The organism is Agrobacterium sp. 22-221-1 (genome assembly GCF_053522445.1).
The window spans coordinates 12,289-30,914 of the sequence record NZ_JBNWCL010000006.1 but is presented as its reverse complement, the minus strand read 5'-3'; the positions used below and the strand labels follow the sequence as shown (position 1 = coordinate 30,914).

General features: G+C 60.7%; 16 protein-coding genes. 6 read left to right on the top strand and 10 right to left on the bottom strand.

All coding sequences use genetic code 11. The annotated features are described in order from the left end of the window. Positions 1-17: 17 nt before the first annotated feature. The 5 genes from ACQZ5N_RS10985 to ACQZ5N_RS10965 all read right to left on the bottom strand — a co-directional run bounded on the left by ACQZ5N_RS10985 (position 18) and on the right by ACQZ5N_RS10965 (position 3,828). Positions 18-431 (bottom strand): curlin, encoded by a 414-nt coding sequence (locus tag ACQZ5N_RS10985; protein WP_059756451.1) that lies wholly within the window; start codon positions 429-431, stop codon positions 18-20. Positions 432-598: 167 nt separating this feature from the next. Next, entirely contained in the window at positions 599-997 is a 399-nt protein-coding gene (csgH, locus tag ACQZ5N_RS10980; RefSeq protein ID WP_448732888.1) for a curli-like amyloid fiber formation chaperone CsgH, read from the bottom strand. 62 nt (positions 998-1,059) lie between these two features. Next, positions 1,060-1,497: a curlin gene (locus tag ACQZ5N_RS10975; protein WP_035261441.1), complete on the bottom strand. Its 438-nt coding sequence runs from the start codon at positions 1,495-1,497 to the stop codon at positions 1,060-1,062. A gap of 136 nt (positions 1,498-1,633) precedes the next feature. Beyond that, on the bottom strand, positions 1,634-2,443 hold the full coding sequence (locus ACQZ5N_RS10970) for a cyclase family protein (protein WP_448732887.1): 810 nt from the start codon (positions 2,441-2,443) through the stop codon (positions 1,634-1,636). 176 nt (positions 2,444-2,619) lie between these two features. Beyond that, entirely contained in the window at positions 2,620-3,828 is a 1,209-nt protein-coding gene (locus ACQZ5N_RS10965) for an MFS transporter (RefSeq protein ID WP_448732886.1), read from the bottom strand. Positions 3,829-4,050: 222 nt separating this feature from the next. Between ACQZ5N_RS10965 and ACQZ5N_RS10960 the strand changes: the two genes are divergently transcribed. Together ACQZ5N_RS10960 and ACQZ5N_RS10955 are read left to right on the top strand one after the other, a co-directional pair. Next, on the top strand, positions 4,051-5,994 hold the full coding sequence (locus ACQZ5N_RS10960) for an ABC transporter ATP-binding protein/permease (protein WP_448732885.1): 1,944 nt from the start codon (positions 4,051-4,053) through the stop codon (positions 5,992-5,994). A 184-nt stretch (positions 5,995-6,178) separates the two neighbouring features. After that, complete coding sequence (locus ACQZ5N_RS10955; RefSeq protein ID WP_448732884.1) at positions 6,179-6,991, top strand: nickel-binding protein; 813 nt, start codon at positions 6,179-6,181, stop codon at positions 6,989-6,991. 42 nt (positions 6,992-7,033) lie between these two features. Here ACQZ5N_RS10955 and ACQZ5N_RS10950 read toward each other — a convergent pair whose 3' ends face one another. After that, positions 7,034-9,049, bottom strand: coding sequence for a hypothetical protein (locus ACQZ5N_RS10950; protein WP_448732883.1), 2,016 nt, complete (start codon positions 9,047-9,049; stop codon positions 7,034-7,036). A gap of 146 nt (positions 9,050-9,195) precedes the next feature. Further along, the gene (locus tag ACQZ5N_RS10945; RefSeq protein ID WP_059756472.1) at positions 9,196-10,431 is read right to left on the bottom strand and encodes an ROK family transcriptional regulator; all 1,236 of its coding nucleotides are present in this window, start codon (positions 10,429-10,431) and stop codon (positions 9,196-9,198) included. Positions 10,432-10,734: 303 nt separating this feature from the next. On the opposite strand from ACQZ5N_RS10945, the gene ACQZ5N_RS10940 reads away from it, so the two are divergent. From ACQZ5N_RS10940 to ACQZ5N_RS10925, 4 genes are all read left to right on the top strand, one after another. After that, on the top strand, positions 10,735-11,760 hold the full coding sequence (locus ACQZ5N_RS10940; RefSeq protein WP_448733035.1) for a substrate-binding domain-containing protein: 1,026 nt from the start codon (positions 10,735-10,737) through the stop codon (positions 11,758-11,760). A gap of 227 nt (positions 11,761-11,987) precedes the next feature. After that, positions 11,988-13,073: an ABC transporter permease gene (locus ACQZ5N_RS10935; RefSeq protein WP_448732882.1), complete on the top strand. Its 1,086-nt coding sequence runs from the start codon at positions 11,988-11,990 to the stop codon at positions 13,071-13,073. Then, on the top strand, positions 13,070-13,885 hold the full coding sequence (locus ACQZ5N_RS10930) for an ATP-binding cassette domain-containing protein (protein ID WP_448732881.1): 816 nt from the start codon (positions 13,070-13,072) through the stop codon (positions 13,883-13,885). Before ACQZ5N_RS10935 ends, ACQZ5N_RS10930 begins: the two co-directional genes overlap by 4 nt. Before the next feature lie 98 nt (positions 13,886-13,983). Further along, the gene (locus ACQZ5N_RS10925) at positions 13,984-15,588 is read left to right on the top strand and encodes an FGGY-family carbohydrate kinase (RefSeq protein WP_448732880.1); all 1,605 of its coding nucleotides are present in this window, start codon (positions 13,984-13,986) and stop codon (positions 15,586-15,588) included. Positions 15,589-15,613: 25 nt separating this feature from the next. On the opposite strand, the gene ACQZ5N_RS10920 is transcribed toward ACQZ5N_RS10925, so the two are convergent. From ACQZ5N_RS10920 to ACQZ5N_RS10910, 3 genes are read right to left on the bottom strand one after another with little or no spacing between them, the layout of a single operon-like run. Beyond that, positions 15,614-16,435, bottom strand: coding sequence for a DeoR/GlpR family DNA-binding transcription regulator (locus tag ACQZ5N_RS10920; RefSeq protein ID WP_080853362.1), 822 nt, complete (start codon positions 16,433-16,435; stop codon positions 15,614-15,616). A gap of 60 nt (positions 16,436-16,495) precedes the next feature. Next, positions 16,496-17,269, bottom strand: coding sequence for an SDR family NAD(P)-dependent oxidoreductase (locus ACQZ5N_RS10915; protein ID WP_448732879.1), 774 nt, complete (start codon positions 17,267-17,269; stop codon positions 16,496-16,498). An 11-nt stretch (positions 17,270-17,280) separates the two neighbouring features. After that, positions 17,281-18,549 carry an ADP-dependent glucokinase/phosphofructokinase gene (locus ACQZ5N_RS10910; protein ID WP_425644567.1) on the bottom strand — a complete coding sequence of 423 codons (1,269 nt, stop codon included), beginning with the start codon at positions 18,547-18,549 and terminating at the stop codon, positions 17,281-17,283. Positions 18,550-18,626: the final 77 nt, after the last annotated feature.

Genomic DNA, 18,626 nt, shown 5'->3' with positions numbered 1-18,626 from the left:
GGCATTCGGTCATTGCCTCACCAGCCATAGCTGAAGGTCAGGCCGCTGCCATTGTCCCCATCCTGCACCACATTGGTTTCCGTGTTGCGGCCATACTGGAAAATGCCATAGGCATTGTTGTTGCCATTCTGCTGCAATGTTGCGGCATGACCGTTGCCCCGTTGCCGGATGAAACCGAGATTGCCGCCGCCGTTCTGGGCGATGCCGGCGGCGTTGCCACGGCCGAGCTGCCGGATATCGGCATCCTTCAGGCCACGGTACAGCGAATAGGCGCGAAGCCCGGTGGAAAGAAGATCTCCATCCGTTGTATTGCCCGGCGCGAGGTCGAATGAAATCCGGCCGCCGGCCTGAGCGGGTGCGGAAAACCCGATTGGCGCGAGGCTGCCGACAAGCGCAGTAATGGTAAGAAGTTTCAATAGGTTGCTGGTCATTCTTATCTCCATCTGTCAGCCTCTTACCGATGATCCACCGTCGCATTTCGCAACTGAACCAGACCGGAATTGCCCATTCACATGTCGTTCAGCGGTTCGGCACGATCAAAAGAAAAGGGCGTCGAAACCGGTGCCCTTTCTGGTGAAATATACGACATGACGGCAGCCTAATCGCCGCCAATCTGCTTCGTGCAACTGAAGCTCCTGCCATCGATCACGAGATCGAGCACGGCCTTGTAGCGGGCTCCCTTCGCATCGAGCGTCACAGAACTCAGCAGTTGCGAACGTCCGGCAGCGGCGTCGAAGTCGCCGCCCTGATTGATGACGGAACTCCCGCCGCCGCTCGATTTTTCGACGTGAAAGGAGTAGGTCCCGCGGCCACCGGCGTCACCCTTCGTGACGGCCTCCAGCCTTACCATGCCGGCCTGCGGTGTTGCCGTGATCTCGCAACGCTGTCCTTCGGCCGGTTCCTTTGCAGTCGATATGGCCGCAACGGCGCCGAAAGGAAGCAGGGCCATTGCAAGGATCGCCGCCAGACGGCGCGGATGTCTGAGGGTATGGGGCATGGCTCGTCTCCCTGACGATCTGATATTTCGATCTCGACGCGTTTCACCTCATCGCGGGCTGCTTAAGGGCAGGCCTGCACGAAGGCCGCGACATTGTCGTTGCCGCCCTGGCTCACATTGGCGCTGCAGCCACGGCCCACCTGAACACCGGCCGCGATGTTGCCGTTGCCGTCCTGGGTGAGGATGGTGGTGTGGTTGGAGCCGAATTGCCCGATGCCAGCCACGTTGCGGCTGCCGTTCTGATAGGTGGAGCCGTAATTGTCATGCCCCTCCTGACCGACGGCCGAAAGGTTTTGGCGACCGTACTGATGGCCGACAATCCGGTTGTAACCGCCGTTCTGGTAGGTGCGGATCCGGTTGCCATAACCTTCCTGCGCGCCACCGGCAGAGTTGGACCAGCCATATTGTTCGATGCGCACATCATTGGCCATGGCGGGTGCCGTGGCGGCGATGCCAACGAGAACAACGAGTGCACTTGCAATAAAAGACTTCCGGATCATGATTGTGTCTCCTCAGGCGGATAGGACCGCGGTTGAACGTCTTTGTTTTAGACGGTCCCGTTGGAACGGAAGCTGAAGAGATTATTCAGTCGTAGTTCATTCGGCCGCATTGCCGTTGCGGCGCTGTGCGCCGGTATCAGACCAGGGCCAGAATACGGGCTGGGCCGCCCGTTCCGCCGCGGTGTGCCGGCGCGCCGACGATTATGGTCGCTCCCTTGACCGGCAGAGCCTCGAGGTTGTTCAGCCCTTCGATGCCGTAGCGCCCTGCCGGCAGCCAGGAATTGTGAACCGCGAAATCTGCGGAGTTGCCGGGATCCAGCGAAAGCGTGTCGACACCAATGGCGACGGTGTCGAGCTTGAGCAGAAGGTCGGTCGCCGATTTGCCGAAACCGGGAAAGGCGAATTTTCCAGCGTCGTCATTGCGGAATGAGGGGCTCTTCACTTTGGGTGCCCAGCCGGAGCGCAGAGCCACGATTGCACCTGCCGGGATGTCGCCATTCGCAGATATCCAGCGCTCGATGTCTTCGGCTTCAATGGTGGAATTGGCATCGTCTTTGGCGCGGTCGGTGATATCGACGATGACAAGCGGCGCGACAAGTTTCTGCGGCTCCAGTTGGTCGACGCTCGCGCCATCCGCGCTGAAGTGGAAAGGCGCATCGATATGGGTGCCGGTATGTTCGTATATGGTGAGTTTGTGAAGCTGATAACCGTCCTTGGCGATCTCCGCTGCCCACTCATATTCTATGCCCGGTTTGCCATCGAATGTGGGAAATGTGGAATCATAGGTATGGGTGAGATCAATGACCTGTCGGGGCGATTGCGCCAGCACCGGGGCCGCCAGGCTGCCCGCCGTCATCGCCGTTAAACCGGCCACGGCGCCCCTGAACAGCAGGCGTCGTGACAGCATGTTCTGTTTTACGTTCTCGATCACGCAGTTGTTGCACATGCCTCAGTCCCTCCATTGAGAAATCCCTGTTCCCAAGCGTAGCGCAAAGGTGGAGTGACGCAAGGCAGGACAATCCCTGATTTTTGACCCGTGTTCGGTTGGCGGTTTCGGCAAGTCGCCGCGCATCCGAGTGCCGCAGGCAATCGCGTCGCCTGCGGCCCCGGAAAAGGCAGGGATCAATCAGGACGCTGCAGCAAGGCGAGAGCGACCGTGGACGCAGCCAGGATTGCGGTCAGGGCCAACGGAGCGGTCGCACCGTAGGAGTCGACGATGTAACCGCCGAAAACCGCACCGATGCTGATAGCCACCTGAAAGGAAACGACCATCAGGCTGCCTGCCGCCTCAAGAGCATCGGGAGCGCCGCGGGAAAGATTGGTCGGCAACACCACGGGCGCCATGCCGAAGGCAAGGCCCCAAAGGGCGACGAGAGCAAATGCGGCGCCGGTATGAACGCCCCAGACAACGAGGGCGATTGTCGCAAATGCCATCAAGGCGGCGGTGACGACGAGTGCGAGGCGGATACTGGTATCGGCCATTCGGCCGCCCGCGACATTGCCGATCACGGAGGCGACGCCAAACCCGAGCAGGGCGAGTGCAATCGGCTTGGTCCCAAGCTGCGTTACCTGTTCGAGGAACGGCCGGACATAGACCGAGCCGGCGAAATGGCCCGTCATGAGCAGCAGGATTGCAAGCATTCCCAGTTGAATGCTACGCCGCCGCGTCAGCCGCAGAACATCGGAAAGACTGTTGCTTGTACTTGCCGGCAGCGACGGCAGGCTGAGTACCTGCAACAGCATGGCAACTATGGCAAGTCCCGCCGTCATCGACATGGCGATGCGCCATCCCAGCCAGTCGCTGATCAGGGCGCCCATCGAAGGAGCAGCGATGGTGGCAAGCGAAACGCCGAGGGTGACGATAGCCATGCCGCGCCCGGTCGAGTTTGCGCCGACAAGCCGCGCCACAACGGCAACCGACAGCGCCCAGAAACCGCTGAGCGCAATACCCAGCCCGGCCCGGCCCAACAGCAATAGCCAGAAATCGGCGGCAACCGATGCCAGAACGTTGGAGGCGATAGCCAGCGCGCTAAGACCGACAAGCACGGTCTTGCGGTTCAGTCTGCCGATCAGAACATTGCTCAACAGGGCCGTCACAGCGCCTACGGAGGCGGTGGCGGTGACGACCTGCCCGGCCGTGCCTTCGGTGATGCCAAGATCGCGCGCCATGGGCGTCAACAGGCCCGCCGGCAGGAACTCGGCCGATACCAGCGCGAAGCTGGTGGCCGCCATGGAAAGAACGGCGAACCAGGTCGTAGCCGTCCATGCGGGTTCTTCTGTGGTCTCCAGGGGGATAGCTACCCCATCAAACTGCGATGTCGTGTCCGTCATGACGTCTCTCCTTGAGTTGAGAGAGTTTTAGACGGTTTTTCCCGGATGATATGTATCTAAAAATCCGAATTTCATGCCTATTCCTCCGAAATTTGTGCATCGCACAACGTTCGCCGCGCCATTCGCGTGAAGAGGATGCCTTTGCAGTGACCTGGCCGGTTCCGCCAACCGGAAACTGTTTCGGGCCGGCAACTTTTCAAACCGTCATCCGTTTATGCATCCATGACCGATGCTGACGCAAAACCGAACCCGATCGATGGCACCGGCCAAAAGGGTGCAGAGAATGTTCATGCCAACGACGCACCCGATGATCCCCTTCCGCCGGAAGAATTAGAGCCCGCTTCGGATTTGACGCCGCAGCAGGCCGAAGAGGCTCGCAAGCGATATCTTCTGAAGCGCTTCCTGATCAGCGCGCGGGGTTTCTGGAGCCGCCGTGGGGATGGGCTGGCCTGGCCGTTCTCCATCGGGCTTCTGGCGATGATCGGCGTCAATGTCGGTTTCCAGTATGGCATCAACCTCTGGAATCGCGGGATTTTCGATGCGATTGAAAAACGGGATGCATCGACGGTCTACTTTCTCGCTTCCATATTCCCGCCGCTGGTTCTCGGAAGCGTTTTCATCGTGACCTCGCAGGTTTACGTCAGAATGCGCATTCAGCGGCGCTGGCGGTCGTGGCTGACCAAGGTGCTGGTCTCACGATGGATCGCAAATGGCCGCTACTATCAGCTCAACCTGATCGACGGCGACCATCAGAATCCGGAGGCGAGGCTGTCGGAAGATATGCGGATCGCCACCGAAGCGCCCGTGGATTTCGTGGCGGGCGTCATTGCCGCCTTCGTGTCGGCGTCCACCTTTATCGTCGTTCTGTGGACGATTGGCGGCGCGCTGACGCTGCCGATTGGGGGCTTATCGGTCACGATACCCGGCTTTCTCGTGATTGCGGCGGTGATCTATGCGTTCATCACATCGAGTTCCATCGCGTTGATCGGCCGGAACTTCGTCCGGGTCTCCGAGGTCAAGAACCAGCTGGAGGCGGAATTCCGTTACACGCTCACCCGTGTCCGGGAAAACGGGGAGAGCATCGCCCTGCTTGGCGGCGAAGAGGAAGAGCGGAGCGACCTCGACAGGAGGTTCCGCAATGTCCGGCAGCAATGGAAGCAGATGGCGCAGCAATATATGCGCACCACCGTTGTGTCGCATGGATCGATGTTGATTGCGCCGGTTGTTCCGCTTCTTCTCTGCGCGCCCAAATTTCTTGATGGAAGCATGTCTCTCGGTCAGGTCATGCAGGCGGCATCCGCTTTCACCATCGTTCAATCCGCCTTCGGCTGGCTGGTCGACAATTATCCCCGGCTGGCGGACTGGAATGCCTGCGCACGCCGCGTTGCCTCCCTGATGATGTCGCTTGACGGGCTGGAGCGGGCCGAACAGAGCGATAAGCTCGGCCGGATCGTGCGCGGTGAAACGGAAGGCGAAACGATGCTTAGCCTCAAGGATGTTTCGGTGTCGCTCGGCGACGGTACGGCCGTCGTCAAAGAGACCGATGTCGAGATCGGGCGGGGAGAAAGAGTGCTGGTCGCAGGCGAGTCCGGATCCGGCAAAAGCACGCTTGTGCGGGCAATCGCGGGCCTTTGGCCATGGGGCGGGGGCAGCGTCAGTTTTCGGGCCGGCAGCCGGCTTTTCATGTTGCCGCAGCGGCCATATGTGCCCTCCGGCACCCTTCGCCGGGCGGTCTGCTATCCGCAGGCGGCCGAGAGCTGGACTTTCGAAGAGATAGGAGAAGCTCTCGACAAGGTTGGTCTCGGCCATCTCAAAGACAAGGTGGAAGAGGAGGCGCCGTGGGACCAGACGCTGTCGGGCGGTGAAAAACAGCGGCTGACCTTTGCCCGTCTGCTGCTGAACGACCCGGATATCATCGTCATGGACGAAGCGACCGCGGCTCTCGACGAAAAAAGCCAGGACAGGATGATGCAGACGGTGATCGATGAATTGCCCGAGGCCACCATCATCAGCGTGGCGCATCGTGCCGAACTGGAGGCCTTCCATAGCCGGAAGATAACCTTGGAACGCCGGGATGGCGGCGCAAAGCTGGTCAGCGATATCCACCTCATTCCCCGCAAGGCCCGCTCCCGCTCGCTTCTTCGGCGCATGGTCAAACGCAGGTAAGTCGCTGCGGTTGTCGGGAGTGCTTGCAGGCATGTCGCCTGCGAAATTCTAACGCGAACGAATATCGCCCTTTCCGGTGTTCCCGCCTTGTGCGGCGTCACCCGTAAGAACGATAGACGGCAATTCGGCGAAGTCATAAAATGGCTGGCAGAGGAGGCAACGATATACTCTTGGGAGGAAACCAATGCCTATCTTCATGGACCGGCACGAGCTTGCCGGCGTTTCCGCTGCGGATATCGCCGCGGCACATCTTAAAGATCTCAACATCCAGGATCGGTACGGTGTCAGGTTTTTGACCTACTGGTTCGATGAAAGGCGCGGTACGGCCTTTTGCCTTATGGACGCTCCGGACGCAGAAACCGCGCAGTGCGTGCATCGCGAAGCGCACGGGTTCGTCGCCAGCGAGGTGGTGGAAGTCGCGCTGTCGGCGGTGGAAGCGTTTCTCGGGCGAATACAGGATCCGGTGGCGCCTGGGGCCGTCTCGAAAAATATGGACCCCGGCCACCGCGCGATCCTTTTCACGGACATCGTCGGTTCAACCGAAATGACGGCCCGCCTCGGCGATCGGATGGCGGCGGAACTCATCCGGGCGCATGATGCCCTCGTGCGCGGTTGTCTGGGGCGGCGCTCGGGGCGGGAGGTCAAGCACACCGGGGATGGCATAATGGCCGTGTTCTCCTCCACGCCATTTGCGGTGGATTGCGCCATCGATATCCAGCGCGAGTTCCATCGTTACAACAGCGACAGGGGCGAGCCCATTCACATCCGTATCGGTCTGGATTGCGGGGAGCCTATCGAGGACAGCAATGATTTCTTCGGCACGACCGTGCAATTGGCGGCAAGGCTTTGCGCCGCCGCCGAGAGCGACCAGATCCTGATATCGGACAAGACTTTTCAGGAATATGGCGGCGCCGATGTCCTCGTGCATGGCGATCGTTACAGGCTGAAGGGCTTTGCCGAGCCGGTGCTGGCCTATAGTTGCGAGTGGCTGCACTAGCTACGGCTTGTGCAGCCACCGAAGGGGCGGAAATCGCCCGATTTATTCGGCCGTCGCCTGAATGTCGACCTTGTCCAGAAGCCCCATCGGATTGTCGGAGGCGGCAACCAGATCGAAAATGCCGAGGCCGTTTGCGCCGGTGGATTTGACCGTTACCGTCAGGGTCCCGGGTTTGCTGATGAACTGGACGAGCGCTTGCACGGCGTTCTGGAGCTTGGGCTGTTCAGCCGCCACCTGCGGCAGCATCATGCTCGCCACCAGAGTCAGAGTGGCGCGTACCTGATCTTCCGTCATGTCGTTCTGCAGGGCATAAAGCTTGATCGCCTTGGCCATCAAACCTTCATCCTTGATCGTGAGCTTCACTTCGCGGCCGGCAAGCCCGAAGAGCGCCGCCTGCGCGCGATTGACATCAAAAGAGAAGAACTCTTCCGTAAAGCCGCTTACCAGACCGGCAAAATTGACGCTGCCGAAATCCTTGCTGCTAAGCGAAATATCACGGATCACCAGATTGCTGTTCGGTTCGTCCCAGCCGGCGGCGAGGCCATAAGAGAAGGCCAGCGTTTCGAGACCCAGTTTGCGGGCTTCGACGAAAACTTCCTCCGTCGAGTCCGCCGGGATCGGAAGCGTGAGCTCGTCCTGCCTGATCTCGATATCGGTCGGAATGCCGTTGAAGGGCTTGGTCAGCCCCATCTCGAAATTCTTGAGCGAGAATTTGATACGTTCCGGCGTTCCGGCCGTTTCTTCCTCCGTCTCCTCCTCCGTCTTTTCCGGCGCGGCGATATCGACGTTGATGCCGCCGAGGCGCACCCGGCCAAGTTCCGGTATCAGGCGATTGAACTGGAAGGTCTCCATCTGCGTCTCGTCGAGCGCGATGATCTCGGAGATTCCCTTGATCGTCGAACTCCAGTCGAAGCCCTTGAGGCTCGCTTCCGCGACTTCGATCCTGCCGTCGCCGTCTCCGATAGACATGCCATTCAAGCCGAAGTCGAGCTTGCGGCTGTCCATCTGCATGTCGATGCGGTCGATGGTGGCCTTGACCCTTTTGCCGGCCGCCCCTTCCTTTTCATCCGGCGCATCGACCTTGAAGCCGATGAGCTGCATGTTGCTCTTGCCGAACATGTCGAGAATGGACACGACCTTTGCGAAAAGCGCCTGGCGTTCCTCCGGTGGAAGCTGGTCGGGATCTTTGGTCACCGTCAGCGCTTTCAGGGTCTCCAGCAGCGGCTCGGACGGCATGCGGGCGGTAAAGCCATCGCTGCGGATTTCATCGTAGCTGAAATGACCGTCTCCTTCAGAGAAGGAAACTGCCTTGATGGAGACCGGCCCGTAGAGCGGCTTCGCTTCCTTGTCGTCCGGGCCGGCCTTTTCCGTATAGAGCCGGGCGAGATAAGCGACGTCGATGTCCTGACCGGCGATCGCGCCGGTCGACACGACCATATGCTTGTCTTTCATCGCGCCTTCGCTGTCGGGAAGCTGCATCTTGATGTCGTAGCTGCCATTGTCGATAGAGTATCGGGCAATGCGGCCGCCGGCGATCTCAGAGAGAGCCAAGTTCCTGTAAACGGTCTTCTGCTCGGTGGTCGCGACGGACTGGGTAAACGTCACCTCCGGCGTGGAGATGCTTGTCGCCGCGAAGCGCTCGATGCGCCGGGACAGGGAGCCGCCGTTTCCTTCCGCCTGTGCCGGCTTTTGGAATGCGGCATTCTCGACGCGGGCCTGCGCCATCGAAATCTTTCCAGTCGGCACATCGATGTCGATGGTATTCATGTCCAACGCGCCGTCCAGAAACGGAAGTTTCGGACGTCCGTCGATAGCCGCGATCTTGATGTTCCTGCCCTCTTCAAGCGGCAGCGTCAGATCGCGAACATGAATTTTACCGAGAAAATCAACCTCGATGGAAGTGGCCGTCGCACCGCTGCGGGCAACCAGCTCCTTCACCTTTGCTTCGTAGAAGGTCTTGCCGCCGATGACGCCTGCGGCAGCAACGGCAATAATCGCAACTGCCGCCCAAAGCGCCCTGCGCCGACCCTTGCCGGTCTGGATGTTTTCCTGTTCCACGAAGTGAGTCCTCTCTAACGAACTGATATTGGCCGCCTTTTAAGCACGCAAAAGTTGCTTAGCAAGTGGTCATTGCCAGGCGGTTCTTCGCGTGGGAAATCTTGACGGAGAGGAGGTGTCAGGTAATCCTAAGTGCTGGCTGGCCTCTATCTGGGCTGCGCACTATGGCGCAACATCACCATTTCGACATTCTGTGCCTTCATCTGTTCCTCAACCACAAGAATGGCGGCGCCCATGATGCCTGCGTCCGGGTCCGGGGGCGAGATCACCAGTTCCAGCTCCCTCGTCGCCAGGGGAAGCGAGCGCTTGTAGACCAGCTCGCGTATGCCGGCCAGAAGGTGATCGTTGGCGATTGCCAGTGTCCCGCCGATCACGATCATCTGCGGGTTCAGGATGCTGACGAGGCTTGTCATGACCTCGCCGAGAATGCGGCCGGATTCCCTGACGAGGTGAATGGCAAGCGGCTGGCCAAGTTCGACCAGTCGGGTCACGTCGCGGGCGGTGTGCGCCTCGATGCCCTCTTTGCGCAACTCGCGTGCGATTGCCCAGCCGGCGGCGCGCGCTTCGACGCAGCCGATCTTGCCGCAGCGGCAGAGCGGTGCGGGTTCACGCGCGAACTGGATATGGCCGATATCGCCCGCCGCACCTTGCGCACCGCGATAAAGGCGGCCTTCCGTAATGATGCCGCTGCCGATGCCCGTCCCGACCTTGACGAACACCATTTCGCTCACATTCGTCCGTCGCTGCCGATGGTCGCTCAAGGCCAGAAGGTTCACGTCGTTTTCGGCGTAGACGGGAACACCGAATCTTTCTTCAAGGTGTTGCCTGATTTCGAAATTGTCCCACCCGACCATCACGGAAGGACCGACGACCCGGCCGTTGGCGTAATCGACAGGGGCAGGCAGGCCAATGCCGATGCCCAGCACGTCGGCTGTTGTTTTGCCAATCTTCGATAAAAGCGCCTCGAACTGCTCTTCGATCCAGTTGAGAACCACAGCGGGGCCGCGCAGAATATCGAATGTTTCCGAGATTTCCGTCAGGATACGCGGCTGCAGGTCGGTGACGGCGACGCGGATATGCTGCTCACCGATATCGGCGGAGAGGACGACGGCGAAGTCGCGGTTGAGATCAAGGGCGCGCGTGGGACGTCCGCCGCTCGGAAGCGTTTCCTCTGTCTCGCGGATCAACCCCGCATCGATCAGGCCTGCGAGTTTCTGGTGTACAGTCGCCCGCGAGAGACCGGAAAGTTCGGTCAGGGCGCTGCGCGAACGGGCGCGACCCGATCCGACGAGCGACAAGAGCGCGGCGCTTGCCTTGATCGCGTTGAGATCGCCCTGCCACTCGCGAGGGGTAGATCCTTGTCCGGAGGTTGTGCTTGCCATTGCCGGTTTCCGTTCCTCACAGCGTCTTTTAGTGTCTGGCATGCGGCCGCGTGCCTGACGAGACTGCTTACCAACATTTGGTAGAAAATCCCCTTATAATCCGAAATTTCCGATATTGCTCCTGATATATGTATAAAAAAATACAAAATGGTAATTAGATAATGTTGACAGTATGCATAATTGAGGTCAGTAATAATCGCGCCAAGACGGATTACGTCCTCCGGATGGGAGGGAGCGCTTGGTAATCTGGGAGGATTTCAAATGAAGTTTTTTGAAAAACCCGCTTCTGCGGGCAGTTTTGCCATGTCCGGACGGCTCGGCGCCGCAGCACTCGCTCTGGGGGTAAGCCTTGCCTTCATTCCCTTGAACGCGCAGGCTGAAGACATCCTTATCGGCGTCATCACCAAAACCGAAGCCAATCCGTTCTTTGCCAAGATCCGCGAAGGCGCGACCTTGAAGGCCAAGGAACTGGGTGGCGTGAAGATCCAGAGTTTTGCCGGCAAGTTCGACGGTGACAATGAAAGCCAGGTGGCTGCTGTCGAAAACCTGATCTCCGCCGGTGCAAAGGGTATTCTGATGGTGGCGAGCGACACCAAGGCGGTGGTGCCTGTGGTGGAGCAGGCCCGTAAGGCGGGTATCCTCGTCATCGCGCTCGATACGCCGCTGGAACCTGCCGATGCCGCCGATGCGACCTTTGCGACCGACAATTTCAAGGCGGGTGAACTGATCGGCTCCTGGGCCGCCAAAACGGTCGGCGATGCTTCCAAGGCCAAGGTCGCCTTTATCGATGCGCTTGAAAACCAGCCGACGGTGGATGTCGCCCGCGATCAGGGCTTCATGAAAGGGTTCGGCATCGATCCCAAGGACGTGACGCGTTATCTGGATGAAGACGACAAGCGCATCGTGGGCCACCAGTGGGGGCAGGGATCGGAAGAGGGCGGCCGCACCGGCATGGAAACGCTTCTCCAGAAAGACAGCGATCTGAATGTGGTCTACACCATCAACGAGCCGACCGCGGCCGGCGCTTATGAAGCGCTGAAGGCGACCGGCAAGCAGGAATCCGTCATAATCACCTCGGTGGATGGCGGTTGCCCCGGCGTTAAAAACGTGAAAGCGGGCGTCATCGGCGCAACGTCGATGCAATATCCGCTCAAGATGGCGTCGCTTGGGGTCGAGGCAATCGTCGAATATGTGAAGTCCGGCAAGAAGCCCGAGGCCAGCCCCGGCCTGCCGTTCTTCAACACCGGCGTCACGCTCGTCACCGACAAGCCGGTTGCCGGCGTTGACTCCATCACTTCCGATGAAGCGCTGAAGGCCTGCTGGGGCTGAGCAGCCTTTGACGCCCCGTCCTCTCTAAGTGCCGGGTGTCACTCTGGCCAGGTTCGTTTTTCCGATTAAACGTCTGGCCACGCTTTTGAAAATCTGCCGTAACAGAACGCCGCACTTCCCTGCTGATGTGAAAAGGCGCTCAAACGTGTTTAATCCGTGCATCGCATTTTCCGGCAGCCGATCCTGTATCCGGGTTGAAGCCGCAGACCTGCGAAGGGTATATCTCGATGACTGAACCCAGCAAACATGCTTCGACTGGTCCGGCAGGTTTTGAGGCCGGTTCGATAGCAAAAGAAACATCTCATGCCGTGTTCGAGGATCAGGACACGAGCCCGCTTCGCAGGCTGCAACGTTTCCTGCACGGCAATCCAACCGTGGTGCCGTTCATTGTTCTTGCAGCCAGCGTCGGGGTGTTTTCCATCATCGTCGGCTCACGGTTCTTGCAGCCTTTCAATCTTTCGCTCATCCTTCAGCAGGTCACCATCATCGGCATTATCGGCATCGCCCAGACGCTGGTGATCCTGACGGCGGGCATCGATCTGTCCGTCGGCGCCATCATGGTATTGACCTCGACGCTCATGGGCCGCCTTGCCATTACAGCCGGGTTGCCACCGGAACTCGCCTTCCTTATCGGGCTCGGCGGCGGGCTGGGTTGCGGCCTCATCAACGGGTTTCTCATAACCTATATGCGTCTTCCGCCTTTCATCGTCACCCTCGGGAGCTGGAGCGTCTTCGGGGCGCTGAACCTCTGGTATTCCGGCAGCCAGACCATCCGTAGCCAGGAAGTCGCGGAGGTCGCACCGATCCTGCAATGGATGGGGGCTGCAATCCAGTTCGGTGGCGCGCGCATTACGCTCGGAACCGTGCTGATGCTCGCTCTCGCAGCTCTTGCCTGGTATGTGCTCAACCGCACCGCCTTCGGCCGCCATGTCTATGCGACAGGTGACGACCCGGATGCGGCGACGCTTGCGGGCATCGATACGCGTCGCGTGCTGCTGGCGGTCTATGCCTGTGCGGGTCTCATCTCCGCCATCGGCGCCTGGGCGTTGATCGGCCGGGTCGGCGCAATCAGCCCGACCTCCGGATCGACTGCCAATCTGGATTCGATCACCGCGACCGTGATCGGCGGAACATCGCTGTTCGGCGGGCGCGGCACCATCATTGGCACCCTGATCGGCGCGCTGATCGTGGGGGTCTTTAGAAACGGTCTCGCGCTCGCGGGCCTCGATGCGCTGTGGCAGGAATTCGCAGTCGGCATTCTGATCGTGGCGGCCGTCGGCGTCGACCAGTGGCTTCGGAGGGTTTCGGCATGACAGGCGAACTTGCGCTCGAAGGTCGCGGCCTGACCAAACGATACGGCAATGTCGTTGCCCTCAACGGTGCGGACTTCGAATTGCGCCGCGGCGAAATTCTCGCCGTGATCGGTGACAATGGCGCTGGAAAATCCACGCTCATCAAGGCGCTTGCCGGTGCGGTGATCCTCGACAGTGGCGAAATCCGGCTGGAAGGCGAGCGCGTCAATTTCAGGACGCCGATGGATGCGCGCTCCGCCGGTATCGAAACGGTGTTTCAGAACCTTGCCCTTTCGCCGGCGCTGTCCATCGCCGACAATCTTTTCCTCGGGCGTGAAATGCGTGTGTCCGGCATCGGCGGTTCGGTCTTTCGCCTGCTGGACCGCCCCCGCATGGCGACCGAAGCGCGGCGGCACCTGTCGAGCCTCGGTCTGATGACGGTGCAGGACATTCACCAAAGCGTCGAAACGCTGTCCGGCGGGCAGCGGCAGGGTATTGCCGTCGCGCGTGCCTGCGCGTTCGGTGGGCGCGTCGTCATTCTCGACGAGCCGACCGCAGCTCTCGGGGTCAAGGAATCCCGCAAGGTTCTCGACATGATCCTCGGCATTCGCGACAAGGGCCTGTCGATCGTGCTTATCAGCCACAACATGCCGCATGTGTTTGAAATCGCCGACCGTATCCACATCCACAGGCTCGGCAGGCGGGCGGCTGTCGTCAGTCCGGGAGACGTCACCATGTCGGATGCCGTGGCGATCATGACCGGCGCCATGGCTGCTGCTGATCTCGATCCGCCGGGCCGGCGCGCCCAAGCCGCTGCCAGTCCGACAATGTGAAGAATGGCAGTGTTCCACTTCCTCCCAATTGCGAGATCCCATGCCCCTTAATGATGCCCACACCATATTTGCCAGCAGTCGCGAGGGGGCGTGAGAGCATGACCGATACCTATATGATCGGCATGGATTTCGGCTCGGAATCGGCGCGCGGCATTCTCGTCAATGCCCGCACCGGTGCGCAGGAAGGCCACCATGTCCATCCGTATCGCAACGGCATTCTGACGCATTCGCTGCGCGGTCGAAGCCTGCCCGCCAATGTCGTGCTCCAGGTCGCAGACGACTACACGGAAGCCGCCGAGATCATTCTGTCGGCGCTCGGCAAGGGTCGCAATGTTGCGGGGATAGGTATCGATTTCACCGCGTCCTCCCCCATGCCCGCACGCGCCGACGGCACGGCGCTTTCGGTGCTTTATCCGGATGAGCCGCATGCCTATGTGAAGCTCTGGAAACATTCGGCGCAGGCTCATGCAGATGCGATCAATGTCTTGGGCGGTGATTATCTTGGAAATTTCGGCGGAAAGCTCTCTGGTGAATGGATGCTTGCCAAGGCGGCGCAAATGCGCGCTGAAGCACCCGCTTTGTGGGCCGAAACCGGGCGCTTCATCGAGGCGGGAGACTGGCTGGTCTGGCAGTTGACCGGCAAGGAGGCGCGAAGCCTCGACTTCGCCTCCTACAAGGCGCAATTCTCACGGGAAACTGGCTATCCGGAAGAAGTGGTGCCGGGGCTTGCGGACCGTCTTTCAAAACCGCTTCAGGTCGGTAGTCCGGCCGGTTCCCTGACGCCGGAATGGCGTCACCGCACCAGGATTACAGGCGACGCTGTCGTTGCGGTTTCGGTTATCGACAGCCATGTCGTGCTGCCTGCGGTCGGCGCGGTTGGTCCCGGTGTTTTTGTCGGCGCGCTCGGAACCTCTGCCGGTTTTCTCATTCTAGATGGTGAGGGACGCGGCTTGCCGCCCGGGCTCGAAGGGGCGGCCTTTGGTGCTGCCCTGCCGGATTTGTGGTGTTACGAGGCGGGGCAGGCGGCGTTCGGCGATATGCTGGCCTGGTATGTGAAAACTTTCCCGCGCGATGAAGACCTTTCCCGCAACTTCGCCCTGCATAATGAGGCGGCGCAGGCGGTCAGTCCGGGCGAGGGCGGTGTTCTCGCGCTAGACTGGTTTGCGGGAAACCGCATTCCGCTGGCCGACTCCATGCTGTCGGGATTGCTGGTGGGCCTCAGCCTGAAATCGACCTCGGCCGGAATCTACCGGGCGCTGATCGAGGCGCTGTGTTTCGGCACGCGATCCATTCTGGACATGGCGATAGCGGGCGGCGTGCCGATCAGCCGTATCGTGATGACGAGCGGTTTGGCCCGCAGCAACCCGTTTCTGGTGCAGACGATGGCGGATGTGTTCGGACGGACGATCGAGGTTCCGGACGTGGAGAACCCGACGGCGCTCGGCGCGGCAATCCATGCGGCGGTGGCGGCCGGAATTGTCGGCTCTTTTGCCGAGGGCGCAGAAAGGCTCGGTGCGCGCAGCCTTCGCGAATTTGTGCCGAACCTGCACCATTTCGAAAAATACGAGACGCTTTATGCCGAATATCGCCGGCTTGCGGCGGACGAGGAACTCCGGCGGGCCATGCGCTCGCTGCATCTGTTTGCCGCACGGCAAAATGCACATTCGCAACCGCAGTCGCCTAACGCCGAGGCGGCACAGTGAATTTGGCGATGGAAGCGGCGGTTCTTCAGGCAAGCGGCGCAGGGGCCGCAGGCGAAACCAGCGTCACCTTGCACTCCGTAGCTTTGAGCGAGGTCATCGCATCCTGCGAAATGCCGTTGTCGGTGATGACCTCGTCTATCTCTGAAATATCCGACAGCGTGCAGAAACCGGGCGCTGCGAATTTCGAGCTGTCGACCAGAAGCACGGTCCTGCGGGCCGCGGCGATCATGGCGCGCTTGAGCGAAGCCACTTCCAGCGAAGTTTCCGTCAGCAGCGTGCCGGTAACGGCTGAAGCCCCCGTCATGCAGATATCGGCATGCAGCGTTTTGATGAAGCTTTCCCCCGGCTCGCCCGCCAGGTGGCGGTGCCCCGGCCGCACGGTGCCGCCCGGCAGGATGGTGCGCCAGGATTTGATGTCGGCGGCGAAATCGGCGATCTGTAGGCTGTTGGTCACCACCGTCAAGGGAAGGTCGCGTTCGGCGGCGGCACGCACCGCCTCCATCACCGTCGAGGAACTGTCGAAGATGACGCTGTCGCCGGCACTCAGCCGCTCCGCCGCCTCGCGGCCGATAGCAACCTTTTCCGCGTGCTGAAGCGCGGCATTCACCGTCATCTCCCGTTCGAAGGTCGCACGCATCGGCTGCAGCAGATGCGCACCGCCGTGGGTGCGCTCGAGATAGCCTTTTTCCACCAGATGCTCGAGATCGCGCCGCACGGTCGATTGCGATCCGCCTATCGTATCCGCGAGTTCCTGAATGCCCGCCGCGCCATTGATGCGCAGGTGCTCCAGAATGAGCGCCCGTCTTTTGGCGGGAACCATATCAACACGCTTGCTCGAAGACTCCATGCAATCACCCGGTTTTCGGCCCGCAAAAGCGCACCGATTCTCTCCAATGTCCGTCAAGCTCTACCAAATCGTGTATCCGCAATCCACCGCAACGATTGTGCCCGTCATGGCGCTGGCGGCGTCCGAAGCCAGAAACAGGATGGGCGCGGCGATCTCATCGGGCCTTGCGACGCGCTTCATCGGCGTCATCTCCATCCAGACCGGCATCAGGGTTTCATCTGAAAAGCCGCCGCGCGACATGACGGTATCGACATAGGTGGGCGCAACGCAATTGACCCGAACGCCGCGCTCAGCCCATTCGCCCGCGAGGCACCGCGTCATGTGGTGAACGGCGGCCTTGGCGGTGTTGTAATGTACCTGCCGCTGCGGCTTGTTGGAGATCAGTCCGGACATCGAACCGAGGGTAACGATGGAACCGCGTCCGCGCGCCAGCATCGGCCGGGCAAATTCACGGCATGACCAGTAAGCGCCGTTGAGATCGACATCCACCACCTTCAGCCAAACCTCGTCGCTCATCTCTTCGCCCGGCGTGTCCGGCCAGGCGATGCCGGCATTGGCGATCAGGATGTCGACGGCGCCGAAGCGGTCGTTGGCGGCCCGCGCAGCCTCGGCGACGGCCTTCGCATCCGTTACATCCAGCTGCACGGCATCCGCCGCATGACCTTTTGCCTTCAGTTCCGAGAGACCCGCCTCCAGCACTTCGGCATTCATGTCGGAAATGATGACATGCGCCCCCGCTTCCGCCAGCGCTTGCGCCGTCGCAAGGCCGATGCCGCGCCCGCCGCCGGTGATGAAGGCGGTTTTTCCATCCAGACGAAATCGTTCGAGAAACATCGTGTTTTCCTTCAGGCATGTTTGAGGGCGGCGGGGACGGTTGCGACGCCGGGATTGCCGAGAACGAGAAGGCACCCGGCCGTGAAACTGTCGCCGAGGCCAAGCGTGGTGGCGGGCTTTTCAACATAGGGCGAAGCGCAGGCAACAAAGGTCCAGCGGCCTTTCCGCACGCGATTATAGAACGGCAACGCGTGAAACTGCGCCAGCGCATCGGTACGGATCGCGTTTGCCGGCTCCCCATTAGCGGCCCGGGCGCTGGCAATGGCGCATCCGGCCATCAGCGCCAGTTCCTCCTCATCGGGGTCGTTGCGTGTCACAGCGGCCGCCCAGGTGTCGGCATGCACGCAGACGCGGTCTATATCCAGCCGGTCTCCGAGAGCGATCAGCGCCTCCATCGGATGCTGGGCGGCGCTATCCATCGCCAGCAGTTCCGAATGACTCATGCCGAGTGAACTGATTGCACCCCTGGCCTGATCGAGCAACTCTCTTACGGCGTCCTGCGAAGCATAACCGGCAAGCTCGAAATGCACCGTCTTCAAGCCCGCATCCATCCAGTCGCGGCTAAGCGCAAAGACATGGCGGGCGGCGGCGGCGACATTTTCCGCGGCCTCGTCGTTGAGGCCGGACAGAAGGCCGGCAGCGGCGGTGGAGGCGCGCTTTCGTGATACCGCCTCGAATGCCGCATCATGCTGGATACCGCGATCGCAAAAACGCACGATGATGCGTGTCGAACGATTGGGTATGAGCGCACCGATAGGTTTGCCCGCGGTGAATTCGAAGATGAATATTTCGGGAATATGCCGTTCTGTCGGCGTCACTTCCGCTGCCGTTTTGAGCGCATTGCCCTCGGCCAATAAAACGCCCGGCGGGATCTGGCGAAGCTGCTGCTCGTGGCGATCCTCCAGCGCCACCAGAGAGGCGACGCCGAGCCGCGAAAGCACCCAGGCGGCCTGCGGACCGGTGCCGCCCAGCGCGTAGCGAACATCCAGATGGTCGCGCAGCCATTGCGGACCGTCCACCCAGTCGGCGCGTACTTCACCGCCGATACCCTTTGCGGCGCGTGCCAGCAACATGGCGGCGAATTGACCCGCCGGCGTTTCGGCTGGAGCATTAAGAAGCGGCTGCATATTGTGCATGTCGACCCGTGCATCGACACAGGTGGACATGCCGCACAAGAACAGCCCCGCCCGCGAAAGCGCCGATGTTCCAATCGGGCCGGAGCGCGGATCGGCGAGCGCAGCATAACGCTCCCCCCAGTCGCCTGTAAAAACGTCACCCATAGCCGAGTATCTCCTCCTCACGCGGCAATGATGTCAATTGCTACCATTATCTCTCAAATCGTCAACGAGATTTTGCG